This window comes from uncultured Duncaniella sp., from assembly GCF_910577345.1.
GTDB lineage: Bacteria > Bacteroidota > Bacteroidia > Bacteroidales > Muribaculaceae > Duncaniella.
On record NZ_CAJTMT010000036.1, the window covers coordinates 1 to 16,245 of the forward strand.

Annotated in this window: 11 protein-coding genes; 1 reads left to right on the top strand and 10 read right to left on the bottom strand. The window is 54.1% G+C overall.

Translation table 11 applies throughout. From position 1 onward, the window contains the following. Positions 1-120: 120 nt before the first annotated feature. From QZ310_RS12020 to QZ310_RS12055, 8 genes are all read right to left on the bottom strand, one after another. A complete protein-coding gene (locus tag QZ310_RS12020; RefSeq protein WP_297073143.1) occupies positions 121-864 on the bottom strand; it encodes an energy transducer TonB in 744 nt (247 codons plus the stop codon). Next, positions 855-1,487 (bottom strand): radical SAM protein, encoded by a 633-nt coding sequence (locus QZ310_RS12025; protein WP_297073145.1) that lies wholly within the window; start codon positions 1,485-1,487, stop codon positions 855-857. The genes QZ310_RS12020 and QZ310_RS12025 overlap by 10 nt, the downstream gene beginning before the upstream one ends. A 50-nt stretch (positions 1,488-1,537) precedes the next feature. Next, positions 1,538-2,314: an energy transducer TonB gene (locus QZ310_RS12030; RefSeq protein ID WP_297073147.1), complete on the bottom strand. Its 777-nt coding sequence runs from the start codon at positions 2,312-2,314 to the stop codon at positions 1,538-1,540. Between the two features lie 274 nt (positions 2,315-2,588). After that, entirely contained in the window at positions 2,589-3,332 is a 744-nt protein-coding gene (locus QZ310_RS12035) for a 2-amino-4-hydroxy-6-hydroxymethyldihydropteridine diphosphokinase (RefSeq protein ID WP_297073150.1), read from the bottom strand. Between the two features lie 342 nt (positions 3,333-3,674). Beyond that, positions 3,675-6,809, bottom strand: a complete 3,135-nt coding sequence (infB, locus tag QZ310_RS12040) for a translation initiation factor IF-2 (RefSeq protein WP_297073152.1) — start codon at positions 6,807-6,809, stop codon at positions 3,675-3,677. A 69-nt stretch (positions 6,810-6,878) separates the two neighbouring features. After that, positions 6,879-8,255 (bottom strand): transcription termination factor NusA, encoded by a 1,377-nt coding sequence (gene nusA / locus QZ310_RS12045; protein ID WP_297073154.1) that lies wholly within the window; start codon positions 8,253-8,255, stop codon positions 6,879-6,881. Between the two features lie 47 nt (positions 8,256-8,302). Then, positions 8,303-8,770, bottom strand: a complete 468-nt coding sequence (gene rimP / locus QZ310_RS12050; protein ID WP_297073156.1) for a ribosome assembly cofactor RimP — start codon at positions 8,768-8,770, stop codon at positions 8,303-8,305. A 339-nt stretch (positions 8,771-9,109) separates the two neighbouring features. Beyond that, positions 9,110-10,396: a pitrilysin family protein gene (locus tag QZ310_RS12055; RefSeq protein WP_297073158.1), complete on the bottom strand. Its 1,287-nt coding sequence runs from the start codon at positions 10,394-10,396 to the stop codon at positions 9,110-9,112. 238 nt (positions 10,397-10,634) lie between these two features. Here QZ310_RS12055 and QZ310_RS12060 point away from each other — a divergent pair, with 238 nt between their 5' ends. After that, the gene (locus QZ310_RS12060; RefSeq protein ID WP_297073160.1) at positions 10,635-10,808 is read left to right on the top strand and encodes a histone H1; all 174 of its coding nucleotides are present in this window, start codon (positions 10,635-10,637) and stop codon (positions 10,806-10,808) included. Between the two features lie 183 nt (positions 10,809-10,991). Here QZ310_RS12060 and QZ310_RS12065 read toward each other — a convergent pair whose 3' ends face one another. Together QZ310_RS12065 and QZ310_RS12070 are read right to left on the bottom strand one after the other, a co-directional pair. Continuing rightward, positions 10,992-12,872: a hypothetical protein gene (locus QZ310_RS12065; protein WP_297073162.1), complete on the bottom strand. Its 1,881-nt coding sequence runs from the start codon at positions 12,870-12,872 to the stop codon at positions 10,992-10,994. Positions 12,873-12,882: 10 nt separating this feature from the next. Then, entirely contained in the window at positions 12,883-15,459 is a 2,577-nt protein-coding gene (locus QZ310_RS12070) for a hypothetical protein (RefSeq protein WP_297073164.1), read from the bottom strand. Between the last annotated feature and the right edge of the window lie 786 nt (positions 15,460-16,245).

The following is a 16,245-nucleotide window of genomic DNA, read 5'->3' on the forward strand; positions in this document are numbered from 1 at the left end:
TGTCCGCAGGACATCGATTTACTCGTAACCCCGTACATCGAGCACAGCGAAGATGTGCGGGGACCCTCCCCTCAAACAAAAAAAAGGTGTCCGACAGGACACCGATTTACCATCCCCCCCTCACCCCTCCTTCCGAGGAGTAAACGTAACCGGAAGAACATACAAACACCTCACAGGCACACCCTTAACCTCCGCAGGCTTAAAATCAGGCAGCATCATGACCACCCTCAAAGCCTCACTATCCAGAATCGCCCCTTTACTGCGAATTATTTCCGGATTACAGACATGCCCCTCCCTATCAATCTCAAACCTCACCACTACTCTCCCCCATACATCTTGTTTAACCATCTCCGGACTATAAACAATATTATCCTTTACAAAATCCAACACAGCCTTATTCCCTCCGGGGAACTCCGGCTTGACATCAGGAACCGTGTAGACACGATTAGTATCTACCTCTTCCTCATAATAATCCACATAATCATCGTAGTATACATTACTATCAGGGTCCCATTTTGGCCTCGAATCCACAAACAACATACACCTCTTCTTCTTAACCGTATCTACCTCCTGCACAGACGTCTCCGTCACAGCCTCATCCTGCACAGCTACCTTCTTCTCGCAGCATCCCGCCAATCCGACCACTCCTGCCGAGACTCCGGCAAGCACCACAGCCTTACCAAGCAGCCGGCGCGCACGCAACTCATCCTCCAGGTAGCGCACCTCCCCCTCACACTTGGGACAGGTCCCCGCACAGTCCCCTTTGTAACGACATTCCGACGTCACATACTCAATCCCGTTGACCTCTGCGATCCGACGGCGGATTTCTTTCAGAATCTTGCACTTTTCCCTGCCTATTGACATAATCTATCGCGTATTTTATAGTTGAAAAAATCAAATTGTGAGAACCCGAGCTCACTAAGCCATTTCCGGCTTCGTTCGCGGTCGGTATCAGTATTAAATCCCGCTATAAGCGGAATGCGCACAAGACAGTCTCTCTGTCTCCCGGCCTCAGCTATCAATCGCAGATTCTCCTCCACACGCAAATTATGCTGACCCGTATAAGCCCGGTAAATCTCCGGATTCATATCCTTTATGTCAATGACCAGCATATCAATCACCGGCAGAAGAGCCTCAATCTTCTCCCGTGAGACATTGAGCGACGTTTCAAGAGTCAGCCGCCACTCGTCACCGCAAAGCTCCCGGAACTCCCGGATGAATCCGGGATGCAAGGCCGGTTCACCCCCTCCGAATGCCACCCCGCCACCGGTTGCAATGAAATACAACTCATCGACCACCGTCTCGGCATAAAGTTCCGCCACAGACATTTCTCTGTATCGTTCCGGATATTCCAAAGTGTGAGGATTAAGGCAATACCTACACCTCAACGGACATCCGTGGAAAACCACAAGCGTCGTCACCCCATCACCATCCGTACCCAGACGGTGACGCGAAACACCCGTAATCCTTGCAAATTCATTTTCCATGAGTAGAGAGGAATTGATTCAAATTATAGACATGATGGGAATTTTTTCATCTAAACGCCCTTACCCTCAACCTCCGTCTTTTCATCTTTCGGCAATCTGAATCTCACCGGAACAGTGAACCATGACTTCACCTTCACTCCCTTATATTTTGCCGGTATGAATTTCGGCAAAGTCTTCACCAATCTGAGAGCCTCCTCTTCCAACAAAGGGTTCGCATGTCGGATTATTTTAAACCCACTATGGTTCCCTAAAGTATCTACCACGAATTGACATACCACCACACCCTCTATCCGATCGTCCAATGCCTGCTTGGGATAACGCATATTTTGGCTTAAAAACTTTGTTAGCCCATCATTTCCTTCGGGATATCTCGCACTCTCTGTCACAACAGTATACACGACATCCGGATCAGGTTCAAAATCATTATTATCTATTATTACCTCCTCACCGGGATGTTCTATAATAACCTCCCCTCTTTGTGTTTTAACTGAATCTCCACTCGGGCGGTTCGATTGATAAACAGCAGGCATGGCCAATTCCTTATCACTACGCAATTCGGGACCAACATTAGCCGATAAGTTTTCTGCACCTCCCGCCAGTCCGACCACTCCTGCCGAGACTCCGGCAAGCATCACAGCCTTACCAAGCAGCCGGCGCGCACGCAACTCAGCCTCCAGATAGCGCACCTCCGCCTCACACTTGGGACAGGTTCCGGCACAGTCCCCTTTGTAACGACATTCCGACGTCACATACTCAATCCCGTTGACCTCTGCAATCCGACGGCGGATTTCTTTCAGAATCCTACACTTTTCCCTGCCTATTGACATAATCTATCGCGTATTTTATAAAATTGCAAAAAGAGCATTAGCTCGCACTCCAACATCTGTAGTGGAATACTGCATAATCGCCATTCGCAAATATAGCCATAATTTCCCACAATATCAATCCATTATCACGAATAAATCCGCTTCTCCCGACAGGGCGACGGAGGGCGGACTCGCATTATAGAAATCCGTGTCAGGCGGGCGCAGAGTATACGCGACATTATAGAAATCCGTGTCAGGCGGACGAAGGGCGGACACGACATTATTCCAACCCGTATCAGTCGCATGAATGTTTCCATTGCGGGTCGAGTTGCTTCAAGGGGATCATTACAAAATCCCGCAGGAGCATACGCGGATGGGGAAGCGACAGTTCGGGGGTTTCCACAATCCAGTCGTTGATGGCTATGAGGTCGATGTCGATGGCGCGGTCAATGTATGCTCCCGTTGCGTCGCGGTGAGGCGACGGGTCAATCGATGCCTGCACTCGCTGGAGGCTATGGAGTACATCCACAGCAAATTTCTCCTTCATTTTTTGCGATATGTCGGCTACATCGTCCACAAGCTCGGATTCAATCCGGCTGGCATTGTAGGGACGCGCTGTAGCGCGTATGCCGGATGAAATACAATCAGAATCCGCTACATTCTCTGATACCGTATCTGAATCGGGTTTTATACCATTTTCATCACTATTCCGTCTGGCATACGCGCTACAGCGCGTCCCTACAACCGTGCCCGGATTGCCGTCCGGACGCATGTGCATACCAATGTTCAGCGCTGCCTTGTCGTCTGGACATACAGGCATACCAATATTCAGGGCCGGATTGCTGTCCAGACGTACGAGCATACCAATGTTCAGGAATGGATTGGGGGAATCGAAGCCCCACGGCGGGGTCTCGATAATATCGGAACGGCGGATTTCAACAGCATCCGGAAATATCGACGACACGGCTACCACCGCCCGTTCAATCAGCGCTTCACGGTCACCGCTATTCGAGCCTATGTTTATATGTATATCTATCATCTCTACTAAAAATGAATCAAAGAAGAGGTACAAAAAAAGTGATACAAAAGAACAAAATAGACAAAAGCAACAAAAGTATAATATACAACAGAGGTATAATTTACTTGAAATTAATCTTCTGTTTCTTCTGACCTTCTGTCTTTATGTACCTTTTAGAAGTATAATCTACAACAGAAGCATAATTTACTTGAATTTAATCTTCTGTATCTTCTGACCTTTTGTCTTTATGTACCTTTTTCCAACTGCAAACAGCGAACGCTAAATGAAAAACAAACGGGCAGAAGTCTTTTGTCTCTTCTGCCCGTCTGTTCTTTTGTATCTTTTCAGTTCATGAATGAAGGCTTAGAGGCTCTTCTTAACCTCAACCTCCTCGTATGCTTCGATAAGGTCGCCTTCCTGAACGTCGTTGTAACCTGCGATGGAGAGACCGCAATCGTAGCCCGAGGTAACCTCCTTGACATCGTCCTTCATACGCTTGAGCGAACCGAGTTCACCTGTATAGCGGACAATACCGTCGCGGATCAGGCGCACCTTGCAACCACGTTTGATTCGACCCTCACGCACGATAGTACCGGCGATTGTGCCCACCTTCGAGATGTGGAATGTCTGGAGCACTTCGGCTGTACCGATGACCTCCTCCTTGATTTCCGGAGCAAGCATACCTTCCATAGCGTCCTTGACCTCCTCGATGGCCTGATAGATGACAGAGTAGAGGCGGATTTCAACACCGTCACGCTCGGCAGCACGGCGGGCAGCCTGCGAGGGACGCACCTGGAAACCGATGATGATGGCATCCGAAGCGGCAGCGAGAGTGACGTCGCTCTCCGAGATGGCACCCACAGCCTTGTGGAGCACATTGACCTTAACCTCTTCGGTCGAAAGCTTGATGAGCGAGTCGGAAAGAGCCTCGATAGAACCGTCAACGTCACCCTTGACGATGATGTTAAGCTCGTGGAAGTTTCCGATGGCACGGCGGCGGCCGATTTCCTCAAGAGTTGTACGCTTGGCAGTGCGCAGACCGAGTTCGCGCTGAAGCTGCTCACGCTTGGTGGCGATTTCGCGCGCTTCCTGTTCGGTCTCCATCACGTTGAAGGTATCGCCTGCGGTGGGCGCACCGTTCAGACCAAGGATGAGGGTAGGCTCGGCGGGACCGGCCTCGGTGATGCGCTGGTTACGTTCGTTGAACATAGCCTTCACACGGCCGAAGTGAGTACCGGCAAGGATGGTGTCGCCGACACGGAGTGTACCGTTCTGGACAAGCACTGTGGCCACATAACCGCGACCCTTGTCGAGCGACGATTCGATGATTGAACCTGTTGCGCGACGGTTTGGGTTGGCCTTGAGGTCGAGAAGTTCTGCCTCGAGAAGCACCTTCTCCATGAGTTCCTCAACACCGATACCCTTCTTAGCGGAAATATCCTGCGACTGATACTTGCCACCCCACTCCTCGACGAGATAGTTCATCTGAGCAAGCTCTTCCTTAATCTTGTCGGGGTTGGCGGCAGGCTTATCAATCTTGTTGATGGCGAAGACGATGGGCACACCGGCAGCCGAGGCATGGTTGATGGCCTCGATTGTCTGCGGCATGACATTGTCGTCGGCTGCCACGATGATGATACAGAGGTCGGTCACCTTCGCACCACGGGCACGCATTGCGGTAAACGCCTCGTGGCCCGGAGTATCGAGGAAGGTGATGTGACGGCCATCGGAAAGTTTCACGTTGTAGGCACCGATATGCTGGGTGATACCACCGGCTTCACCGGCGATAACGTTGGCGTTGCGGATGTAGTCAAGAAGCGAAGTCTTACCGTGGTCGACGTGACCCATGACAGTCACAATCGGCGGACGGGTGACGAGTTCCTCCTCGCTGTCCTCCTCCTGATGGATTGCCTCGACCACTTCAGCCGACACATATTCAGTCTGGTAGCCGAATTCCTCAGCCACAATATTGATGGTCTCGGCATCAAGACGCTGGTTGATTGAAACCATCACGCCGAGATTCATACATGTTGCGATTACATTGTTGATGGGCACATCCATCATGATGGCAAGGTCGTTGGCAGTCACAAACTCGGTGAGCTTAAGCACCTTGCTCTCTGCTGCTGCCTCAGCGGCCGCCTCATGCGCACGGTTGGCGATAGCCTCGCGCTTCTCCTTGCGCCACTTGGCACCCTTCTTCTGACCCTTGTCCTTGGAAGTGAGGCGGGCGAGGGTTTCGCGTACCTGCTTCTGTACGTCCTCCTCGTTGACCTCGGTGTGGACAGGACGCTTGTTGCGGTCGCGGTTACGTCCGCCACGCTCGCGGTCGCCACGGCCACCGCCGTTGTTACCGCCATTACCACCACCGTGGTTATTGTTGCCACCTTTGCCGTGGTTGTTGCCACCACCGTTGTTGCCATTGTTACCGCTGCCTTCACCGCCGCCCTGATTGACGGTCTTCTCGATGTCGACCTTACCGCCGATGCGGCGACGCTTCTTGCGGTCGCCACTCTGAGCAGAATTGGCTGCGCCGTTCTGGCCGCCACGGTTCATGCGCTCATTGCGACGTTCCTCCTTCGATTTCTTCTTCGGACGGGTTGACTGATTGAGGGCTGAAAGGTCGATATGACCGACAACCTTCGGAGCCACTACCTGTGCATCAGACTGATAGCGGAACACTTCATCCTCCTGCTTGGGAGCTGCGGGTGCGGCCTCGGCTTTCGGAGTTTCGGGTTTGGGTGTCTCTTTCACGGGTGCGGGTTTAGGCTGAGCCTTGGGGGCTTCAGGTTTCTGTGCGGGTTTTGCCTCTGCTTTGGGTGCAGGCTTGGGAGCCGGGGCAGGTTTCGGGGCCTCGGTCTTGGGTGTTTCCTTCACGGGAGTCGGTGCGGCCTTCGGAGCCTCCGGTTTCACCTCTGCCTTGGGAGCCTCAGGCTTCACTTCAGCCTTCGGAGCTTCAGCTTTGGGGGCCTCGGCAGGCTTGGGAGCCTCAGTCTTCGGAGCTTCCTTCACGGGAGCCGGTGCAGCCTTGGGAGCCTCCGGTTTCACCTCTGCCTTGGGAGCTTCCGGCTTTGGAGTCTCCTTCACAGGAGCGGGAGCCGGTTTCGGCTCGGGCTTGGCTTCTACCTTGGGGGCAGGGGCCGGAATGGGATTATTATTTTTGTCAAGCGAGATTGTGCCGACCACCTTCGGGCCTTGGATGTGGGGAGTGCCCTTCGACACCGTGTCGGAGGGGGCTGACGGAGCAACCGGAGCTGACGGAGCAGCCGGAGTTGACGCGTTTTTTTCTTTTTCTTTCTCCTGACGGATACGGTCGATGCGTTCGCGCTCCTTGCGGTCGGGCTGGAAAGCCTGGACAAGGATATCGTAGGCGCTCTCATCCAGACGGGTGTTAGGATTCGAGGCATCAATTGAGATACCCTTCTTGTTCAACTGGTCAGCCAATGACTGGATGGTGACGTTGAACTCTCTGGCGGCTTGACTGATTTTTATTCTCGGCATATATTGCTTTGTGGTAATGTTTTAATTGGTTAAGAGGTGAGAGGGAGAAGGTATGCGGAAAAGCTCACATCATTCCTTGGGCTCCTCATCGGCGGCAGGCTCTTCGGCAGGAGCAGCCTCCTCGGCAGCGGGTTCCTCTGCGGGAGCGGCTTCAGCAGGAGCCTCTTCAGCGGGAGCCGACGACGGTTCCTCGTCCTCAAATTCAGCGCTGAGGATGCGGATGACATTGTCGACGGTGTCCTCTTCGAGGTCGGCACGGTCGATAAGTTCCTGACGGGGTGTTCTGAGCACGGTCTTTGCAGTGATGCAGCCCATGTCCTTGAGTGCGTCGATGACCCAGCCGTCGATTTCGTCCTTGAACTCGTCGAGATAGATGTCCTCGTCGATCTCCTCGGGGGTGTCGCGGTAAACATCGATGACATAGCCTGTCAGCATGGATGCAAGCTTGATGTTGAGACCGCCCTTACCGATGGCGAGAGACACTTCCTCGGGGTGGAGGAAGACTTCGGCCTTCTTCTCCTCTTCGTCGAGATGGATGCTCGAAATCTTCGCGGGACTGAGGGCGCGCTGGATGAAGAGCTGAGGATTGGCGGTGTAGTTGATAACGTCGATGTTCTCGTTGCGGAGCTCGCGGACGATACCGTGGATACGGGAACCCTTGACACCCACACATGCACCTACAGGGTCGATACGGTCGTCGAAGCTCTCGACAGCAATCTTGGCGCGCTCACCCGGGATGCGGGCAACGGCACGGATGCTGATGAGACCGTCGACAATTTCGGGAACCTCACGCTCGAAAAGGCGGCGGAGGAAGGCTTCGTTGGTGCGCGATACGGTAATCTTCGGGTTGTTGTTCTTGTTGTCGACATTGGCGATGACAGCAAGCACATTCTCACCCTTGCGGAAGAAGTCGCCGGGAATCGACTCGCTCTTCGGGAGGAGAAGTTCGTTCTTCTCATCGTCGAGGAGGAGGGTCTCGCGCGACCAAGTCTGATAAACCTCGCCCGACACGAGCTCACCTTCGAGTTCCTTGAACTTGGCATAGACAGCCTCTTTCTGAAGGTCAAGAATCTTCGACTGGAGGGTCTGACGGAGGTTGAGGATGGCGCGACGACCAAAGTCAGCGAAGAAGATTTCCTTGGTGTGCTCCTCGCCGATCTCCACATCGGGATCATCGTCAGCGCGGGCATCGGTCAGGGAGATCTGGAGGTTGGGGTTGGTCACCTCACCGTCGGGCACAACCTCGAGATTCTGGAAAATCTGCACGTCGCCCTTGTCGGGGTTCATGATGACATCAAGATTCTCGTCAGTGCCAAACATCTTGGCCAAAACGTTGCGAAACGACTCCTCCAGCACACTGATCATGGTGGTCTTGTCGATGTTTTTCAGTTCCTTGAATTCGGCGAAACGCTCCACCATGTTGGGAGCTTCTTCTTTTCTTGCCATAATGGGATATTATGTGAGTTGAGTTTTTTATTTTTTCGTGGAATATTTTACTTAAAATTGATGACGTAGCAGACCTGCTTGGCCTGAGCGTAGGGGATGACCATCGGTTCGGTGACCATCACGGGGCGCTTTGCTCCGGGTTCCTTCACCTTGCGGGTGACATCGACGGTGAAGTCATCGTCGGCAACAGCCGAAAGGACTCCCTTGAACTTCTTGCCGTCGCGGGTCAGCACCTCGACCTCGTTGCCGAGATTCTTCTCGTACTGTCCCTTCACCTTGAAGGGAGCGGTGAGGGATGCGGAGCCAACCTCAAGGCTGTAGTCCTCATCCTCGCGGTCGAGAGCTTCGTTGAGCGTGCGGTTGAGTTCCGCGCAGAAGTCAAGGTCGACACCCGTCGGGCTGTCGAGCTCCACAACGACATCATTTGCAGCCGACACAGTGATGTCAACCACAAACGCATCCGTTGCAGCTATAGCTTCGTCCACCAGACGGCGGACTTCATTTTTGTCTATCATTTTGCGAATATAAAAATAATGGAGGAAGCTCAGTGGCCTCCTCCGTGACTTTCTGACTGCAAATTTAGCAAAAATTATGGTTTCGTGCAAGTTAAAGGGATTGGGAGCGAGGAAGGAGAGGATTTATTTAGAGTTTTTTAACAATTAATCAAGTTGTGGAAGTTATAGTATAGAGATTAAAGTATAGAGTATAGATAATACATACTGCTTTAACCTCTGGGCTGCCTTAATCTCTGTGCTATGCCTTAACCTTATATCCTAACCTCTATACTCTATACTTTACCCTCTATACTCTTAGAGAACCTCTATACTCTATACTTTAATCTCTATACTATAAATTCAGCACGGGCGATAGATGAGCACATTGGCATGGGTGGGGTCGAGGACGCGGCGGGCGGTGGTGGCAATCATCGCGGTGGTGACACGACGGTAGGCAGGGACGATTTCGTTGATGTCCTCACCGTGCATCTCAGCCATAGCAAGAGCCTGCGCCCGCTGCAGATAGCTGAGCGACGAGAAGGTGAAATCGCTTGCAAAACGATTGATGGCACGCTCAACCTCGTAGGGGGTCACGCCACCGGGACGTGCCTCTGTCAGATGGTATGAAAGGCGGTCGGGGCGCGATGCCTGATAGCAGAGTTCCGAAGCCTCGGCCATCAAGCGCTCGACGGCTCTGCGGGCAGCCTCCTCCGACGAGTCGGCAAGGTTGCCTTTGAGCATGAGCATACCCGTCTCCTCACTGCCGGTAATGACCGCATCAGCCGACGTGAAGAGATCGCTTCCGAGCAGCAAGCGGCGATAGAAGCGCGAGGAGCGTCCGGAAGCAAGGATGTCGGTAATAAGGTCACACTCGATATAGCCCGGCTGTCCGTAGGCCGGCATGGGATAGGCAACGACCACACAGGTCTGCGGCACATGACCGCTGACTTCAAGCTCACGCGGAGCATCCTGCTGCGGCTCGGGCTGATATGTCCGGGGCTTGACATCGCGACGCGGGATGGAATCAAACCACCGCTCCACACCTCTGCGCACCTGGTCCGGACTTACATTTCCACTTATGGCAAGCACCGCATTGTTGGGGGCATAGTGGCTGTAGAAGAAATCGCGGACATCCTGCTGGGTCACCTTCTCGATATGCGACGGATCCTTGCCGATGGTCGGCACACCGTAGGGGTGCTGACGGTAGACGAGTCCGCGGAGTTTATGATAGAGGTCTCCGTATGGACGGTTGAGGTGGGTCTGCTTAAACTCCTCGATGACCACGCTGCGCTGCACCTCCAGAGCCTTGTCGGAGAATGCAAGTCCGAGCATACGGTCACTTTCAAGCCACAGAAGTGTCTCGAAATTCCTCGCGGGAGCCACGTCATAGAAATTCGTGAAGTCATTGGAAGTCCAGGCATTGTTCATACCTCCCGCACGTTCGATTTCCGCATCGAAGTCAGGGATATTGACCGAACCGCCGAACATAAGGTGCTCGAAAAGATGGGCAAGCCCCGTCATATCGGCATCCTCATCGCGGGAGCCGACATTGTAGAGCACGTTGACCGCTACCATCGCGGTAGTGGGATCATAGTTATGGATAACCCGAAGGCCGTTCGGGAGGGTAAATCGGTTGAAGTCAATCATGATATATCTATAACGCGTGAAAAGCGGGCTCAAAGTTAGGGAAAATAAGCGAAATGAGGAAAAAAACTTAAAAAGTATGGATTTTGAGCGGTTTATAGTCGAATTTTTAACAAAATTATTGGAAGTTTAATTTTTTTGTCCGTATATTTGCATCCAAGCAATGTCAAAAAGGCTTCTTACCAGAATCAATACCCGCAATTCCCATATTTAATAATAACTTAACCCCCAAGAAACCACGATGAAGAACCTCGTTGAACAACTCGCTTCCAACTTTGAAGCATTTGCAAAAGACGCACAGGCACAAGTAGAAAACGGCAATAAGGCTGCAGGCGCACGCGCACGCAAAATTTCTCTCGAAATCGAAAAACTCCTCAAGCAGTTCCGCAAAGACTCTATCGCCGCAGGAAAATAAAGAAATCAAATTTGTCGCGCCCGACCTATTTGGATTCAAGGAAGGGCACATAAGGACAAAAGGTCAGAAGAGACAGAAGTTTTTTCAGTCAACAGTCATAAACAAATCTGACTACTGAAAAATTATTCTGTCTCTTCTGACCTTTTGTCCTTATGTGCCCTTCTTTGAAGCAATCCGAAGGGGTCAGCGGGTGCAGCGGTTGAGGATGGCGCGGAAGGTGCGGTCGGTGAAGCGGAAGGTGGCTGCCGGGCGGGTAGTGGCGTGGATGTAGAGGGCAATGGCGCGAGTCATAAGAATATCATCGTGGGAACCGCGCGAGGCGGCGTAGGAGCCGTCGGGGAGAGATTCGTATTGCAGAAACTCATTGCAGGCAGCATCCGAGCGCTCGATATAACCACGGTCACGGATATAGGCCACGAGGTTGGCGATAAGCGCGGGCTTGGTCCGAACGTTCGTGTGGAATCCCGCCGTCTGTCCTGCCGTTCCTCCGGCTCCGGCCCGATAGTAGAGATTTGGATATGTGGCTGAAAGGGAGTCGAGGATATAGCGCCCCTCCCCTTCCGAAGAGCTTTCCCAGGAATTACTCTCCACGAGAAGGAGCGCATCGCGGTAATAGCGCCCTATCGCCCCGGCTTTCCGCGCAAGGAGGTCGTGGTCAATATGTCCCCGCCATTGCGCCACCACCTCCGGAATTGCGCCTGCGTCGGAATCGCTGTGGCGGTCAATGACACAGATGACCGAGAAATCCGAATCGCGCGAACGGCCACCGATGTCCACGCAGGCGATGTAGTCACCACCCGGACGAGGATGTTTCCACAGCTCACACAGTCCGTCGGGCGAAGGTTGGAAACGCGGACCTCCAGTCGTGCCCGCATCACCGACAGCGGAAGCGATTATCTCACCGCGCAGGGGCTTCACACAGCAACCTTCCCGCAGGACTTCGACATCAACAGAGTTGAACACGCTCCTTGCGGTCGAGGCGAAAGCCTCGTCGGGAGTACCGGGATACTCCGCCATCATCGAGCGGTGGTCAGGGAAACTGATGCGCTTCTTGTGATACCACTTTATGGCTTCGAGGGTGCAGCCGTGGCTATACCACAAATCACGCTCATAATCGTCCATGCCGTCCCACAGCGCATCCGGGTCGGTGACCTCGCTGCGGTTTATCTCAATCTCATGCCAAGGTACAAAGAAGGGAACTTTATCACTTGCTCCCGGCGTGGAAGCCCTGAGCCATTCGCTATGGAAGAAATTGCCCACTCCGTTGGCTGTGCTCTCCATAGCGATGAACGAGAGGGGCTTGGAGGCGATGCCCGACGTGACCGAGCGCATGAGGTCGGCGGGATTGTGGAGCGGCGAATCCTTCCAGAAAGCAACCTCGCTGAGATGGGCAAGTGCGCAGTCCTGACCTCGCGTCGACTCCTGATTCTCGCTCGAACAGACCGTCACCTTACATTCGCGTCCCGGGATGAAACGGGTGTTGGTCATGCGTTCGAAGGGCTTGAACTCAGGTTTGCTGTCCTCCTCCCAGTATTCTTCCGGATAGCGCGCGAGAAGTTTGGTGTACATTCCACGGATAGTGGCTGCGGTGTCCTTGACATGTGCGCAGATGAGTGAGTTCCAGTTGCGGCAGTGGATAATCTGAATCCAGGCAAAGTAGACCTGAATCAGCGTGGAGCCTCCCCACTGACGGGCTTTAAGCATTATGAGGCGCAGAGGCCGTCCGGCGCGCCGCTCACGTTCGAGCAGCCCGACAAGTCGCCGCTGCGGACGGTTGAGGCGGAAGGGGATGTCGCGCGAGGTGATTTTGTCGTTTATCACCACACAAGTGGCCGCCCAGAAAGGGAAATCATGGCGGAAGCGGAGGCGGGCAAGGTCGCGCTCATTGCCGACGGTTGCCAGACGAGGATCGGCGAGCATTTCGGCAGGGAGATAGTATGTTTTTCCGCCGAAAGTAAATGCCTCGCGCCCCGTATCGGCCTCATCGCCGACAATTGGGTCAGGCGACCGGCTCAGCAAGGCATTCCGCCTCGCGTTTTCGATAAGGATTTCGTTGGGAATCATGGTTGATATTTTATGCGCGCGGGCCGAGAAACAATGATTTAGCACGGAGATGGAGATTGAGGATGAAGTTGTGGCGGTGGGGGCTGAGTACGCGCAGAGGCGGCAGATGGGAAATCTCGCCCCGAAGCTCTATTCCGGTCAGCAGGTCGGAGCGCAGGGTTCCTGCGCCGTTGTCGCCACGGATTTCGATGCGTCCGGTTTCAACATTTCCGAAAAGCGGCAGCTCGAAGTCATACCGGCCCGAAGCAAAAGCGCTGTTCCTGCATCCGATACTACCACCGGATAGCTTGGCGTTCGTGGTGCCGGATTTTGCAGCAATAGACGCACGATAATAAATATCGACACTCTCCTCATCGCTCTCACGGCAGAAATCGTAGAGCTGACCGTCGGCATCTATTCCGACCACCTCACCGGCCACAGAGAGTAGCGACCGCGGTTGAGGCGCACTGCGGCTGTAGAGCAGGCGTCCTTGCAAATCAGTCATCACGGCATCCGGAAAGAGAGGTGTGGCCACATTTCCTTCAATCAGTGTGAAATTCTCGGGGCAGGGATGGTCCGGGGAATGGAAGCAGGTCAGTTCACCGCGCCGTGCGTTCCAACCGAGACTCCGCGCACCTGTAAATGGACGCAAGGTGGTCACTTTCTGACCGGAAATCTTCACAAGGTCCTCCCCGGCAAGCAGGGCTATCGAACTGTCGCCGAGTTCACAGACCGCATCTCCACTCCCGACGGGGCGACTGTCAATGCGCCTTACCGTCAGCCGCGTCCGCGCGGAGTTGACGGTCAAGGCATGGGTACCGCCCGACCCGAACAGATAGAATCGCGCACTTCCCGCTTCCCATCCTCCCGCCGAGGAGGGTGCGGCCCTCAGCGCGACAGGCTTTCCCTCGGAAGTGTCGGCCACGGCTACTGCCCTGAGCGGATCGGAGGCGGAAGCGACGGCTACCATCCCCGGGAACGGCAAAGAACGTGGTGACTCGGTCGGGAGAATGAAAGCAGGCATGTCGGGCTGCATTTTCACCGGCGCGCCTGTCTCCGAGAGCCAGTAGGCAAAACGGCCGGAGGGGTCGGGACGCAGAGGGACGGAAAGGTAGCGGTTGTCGTAGAACAGTTCGAGCTTCACGGCATCAGCCGACGGATATGTGAGCAACGGCGACACAGCCCCGATTGAAAAACCTCTGACTATTCCGCTGCGCACACAGGAGGATCCGTCGGCAAAGGTCACCTTCGAGGCTACAGCAGCCGTGTCGGGCACGTCCGGATCGCTTTCGGCAGTCTCGACCGCAAACTCGCAGGGGAGCCAACCTTTGAAGCGCTTGGCAGCGACATCGGTATAGGCTATGCAGTCGCCATCCTCATCGCCCGCACCGGCGCAGAGCCAGTGGGAGGCGGAAAGAGTGTCGGCCACACGTCCGCGCGATGCGATTGAAGCAAGGGCCTCACGGCTCTCGTCAATCAGCTCGTCGAGGAGTTCGATTTCGCGTCCCGTCACGAGTATGGGGCTGTAAAAGGGATACTCTATGCCATTCCAGACACCCTTGACGGGGTTGAAACGGGCGGTGCCGATGCTGCGGACACATACGTCGAGTCCGGCAAGCACATCCTCGACAAGCGAACGCAGACGCGACCCATAGCCACCCTGTGTCGCCACTGCATCGTTCACACCGGGAATGTGGACACGCAAAGTGCCTTCCGTAGCCGTGAAGGCCCCGAAGCGGTATGGAGCATAGCCACCGCCATCGTAGGGATGGAGCTGGGGCGTGGCCATGATACATACATCCCCCACGACATCGTGCCACTCCTCGCCGAGTGGAGCGCAGGGTTTGAGCATGACGCTGAAAGCCTCGACCGAGACAGTCTGCTCGCCCACCGTCGAGAAACCGTTACCGCTAAGGCTGAGGTCGACACTCAGCAACTGCTGCCCGACGGAAGAGGAGACCATGACAGGCGCGGAGGTGTAGAGCACACGCCCTTGGCGGTCAAAGAGGCAATAGCGCACAATCACGGGCTGAAAGAAGAGCATACGGGCATTGGCGGCATAGCCGATGGAACAGTAGGCATCCCGCAGGAGGTTGGCAACAGTGCCCTCGTCGGCTTCCGTCAGGCGCGACGAACGCGCCGAGTAGCTCCCGCGCAGGGTGCAGCCGGCGATTTTGGCAGAGAGCCTCCCTTCGTCCTTGCGGACAATTGCCAAAGGTTCGGGCATGGCGGCAGCGCTGCGCCATGTCCATTCGCCGTCATCGTTGACGAAAAGCCACATCATGGCTTCTTCATCGCCCATCAACACAAGGTAGCGGTCACCGCTGCGGATGATTCCGCACGGACAGCCGGGAGCTTCGGGGAGAGCCGTCAGATTCTCGCCGTCGTAGCAGAGCAGTACTCCGCCATATTCCAAAAACAGATATTCCCTGCCGTCGGGCCCGATGATACGGCCTCCGGGCAGCAGACGCGCGTCGCGCAGAAGAGTTTTGAGCCGGAGCGGTACCGGCTTACCGACAGCCTCAAGGCCGTCGCCACGATCCGACGGTCGGAGGTTATGACAGATTTCGACATCACGATGATGGAGGGGAGAGGAGGAGAAACGCATGGTTGTAAGGGGGATTTGAGGTTATTTTTCTGCAAAGAGTGTTTTGATGTTATTTTTCTGCAAATATACCCCATCCCACCCCCAAAAAGGTGCGATAATGCAAACCACCCCTCAAAAAAACCTGAAAACCCCAAAAGTCCGCCACCTAAAAAAGTCCCCCAAAAAAGTCCGAAACCTAAAAAAGTCCACCCCCCAAAAATCCGCCTCTCCCCAAAAGGCCTAAACCCCACCCTAATCCATAAAAGCAATCTAAAAAACCATCATATCCATACCAAAAAACATCATACCCATCCATTGTAGGGACGCGCTGTAGCGCGTATGCCAAATAAAATAGGTATCACCTTATGGCAACCAATAAACCGCGAAGAAGCATCACCTTACCGGATGGCAACCAATTAGCGACATGACATTCCCGTGCCGGATGGCAGATAACAAGCTGCGCAGCAGCAATGCAATAATAGCCCCGCATCGAGCGGCGACGCAATGAAGCCCCCAGGGCGAAATTGCGTCACCGCGAAGGTGTGTGGGTAAATGGATGCCATTTCCGCCACGGGCATCGAAGATGTCCGACAATAACACACGCATCCGGATAAACAATGGGTAATATAAATTCGGGGAATTACCTATTGATGGTTAAACCAAACAATTGGCCTACACCTATCGGGGGATATTATAGGACATCTTCGATGCCCACCCCTATGTATCAACCCATAACCCCGCATCGAGCGGAAACGCAATGAAGCCCCCAGGGCGAAATTGCGTCACCGCGAAGGTGTGTGGGTAAAT

What these genes read in the sequence shown, in the direction of transcription:
- QZ310_RS12030 (WP_297073147.1), bottom strand. Translation starts at nt 2,314, where the DNA reads ATGTCAATAGGCAGGGAAAAGTGTAGGATTCTGAAAGAAATCCGCCGT.
- QZ310_RS12060 (WP_297073160.1), top strand. Translation starts at nt 10,635, where the DNA reads ATGAAGAACCTCGTTGAACAACTCGCTTCCAACTTTGAAGCATTTGCA.
- QZ310_RS12065 (WP_297073162.1), bottom strand. Translation starts at nt 12,872, where the DNA reads ATGATTCCCAACGAAATCCTTATCGAAAACGCGAGGCGGAATGCCTTG.
- nusA (WP_297073154.1), bottom strand. Translation starts at nt 8,255, where the DNA reads ATGGCAAGAAAAGAAGAAGCTCCCAACATGGTGGAGCGTTTCGCCGAA.
- QZ310_RS12070 (WP_297073164.1), bottom strand. Translation starts at nt 15,459, where the DNA reads ATGCGTTTCTCCTCCTCTCCCCTCCATCATCGTGATGTCGAAATCTGT.
- infB (WP_297073152.1), bottom strand. Translation starts at nt 6,809, where the DNA reads ATGCCGAGAATAAAAATCAGTCAAGCCGCCAGAGAGTTCAACGTCACC.
- rimP (WP_297073156.1), bottom strand. Translation starts at nt 8,770, where the DNA reads ATGATAGACAAAAATGAAGTCCGCCGTCTGGTGGACGAAGCTATAGCT.
- QZ310_RS12025 (WP_297073145.1), bottom strand. Translation starts at nt 1,487, where the DNA reads ATGGAAAATGAATTTGCAAGGATTACGGGTGTTTCGCGTCACCGTCTG.
- QZ310_RS12020 (WP_297073143.1), bottom strand. Translation starts at nt 864, where the DNA reads ATGTCAATAGGCAGGGAAAAGTGCAAGATTCTGAAAGAAATCCGCCGT.
- QZ310_RS12035 (WP_297073150.1), bottom strand. Translation starts at nt 3,332, where the DNA reads ATGATAGATATACATATAAACATAGGCTCGAATAGCGGTGACCGTGAA.
- QZ310_RS12055 (WP_297073158.1), bottom strand. Translation starts at nt 10,396, where the DNA reads ATGATTGACTTCAACCGATTTACCCTCCCGAACGGCCTTCGGGTTATC.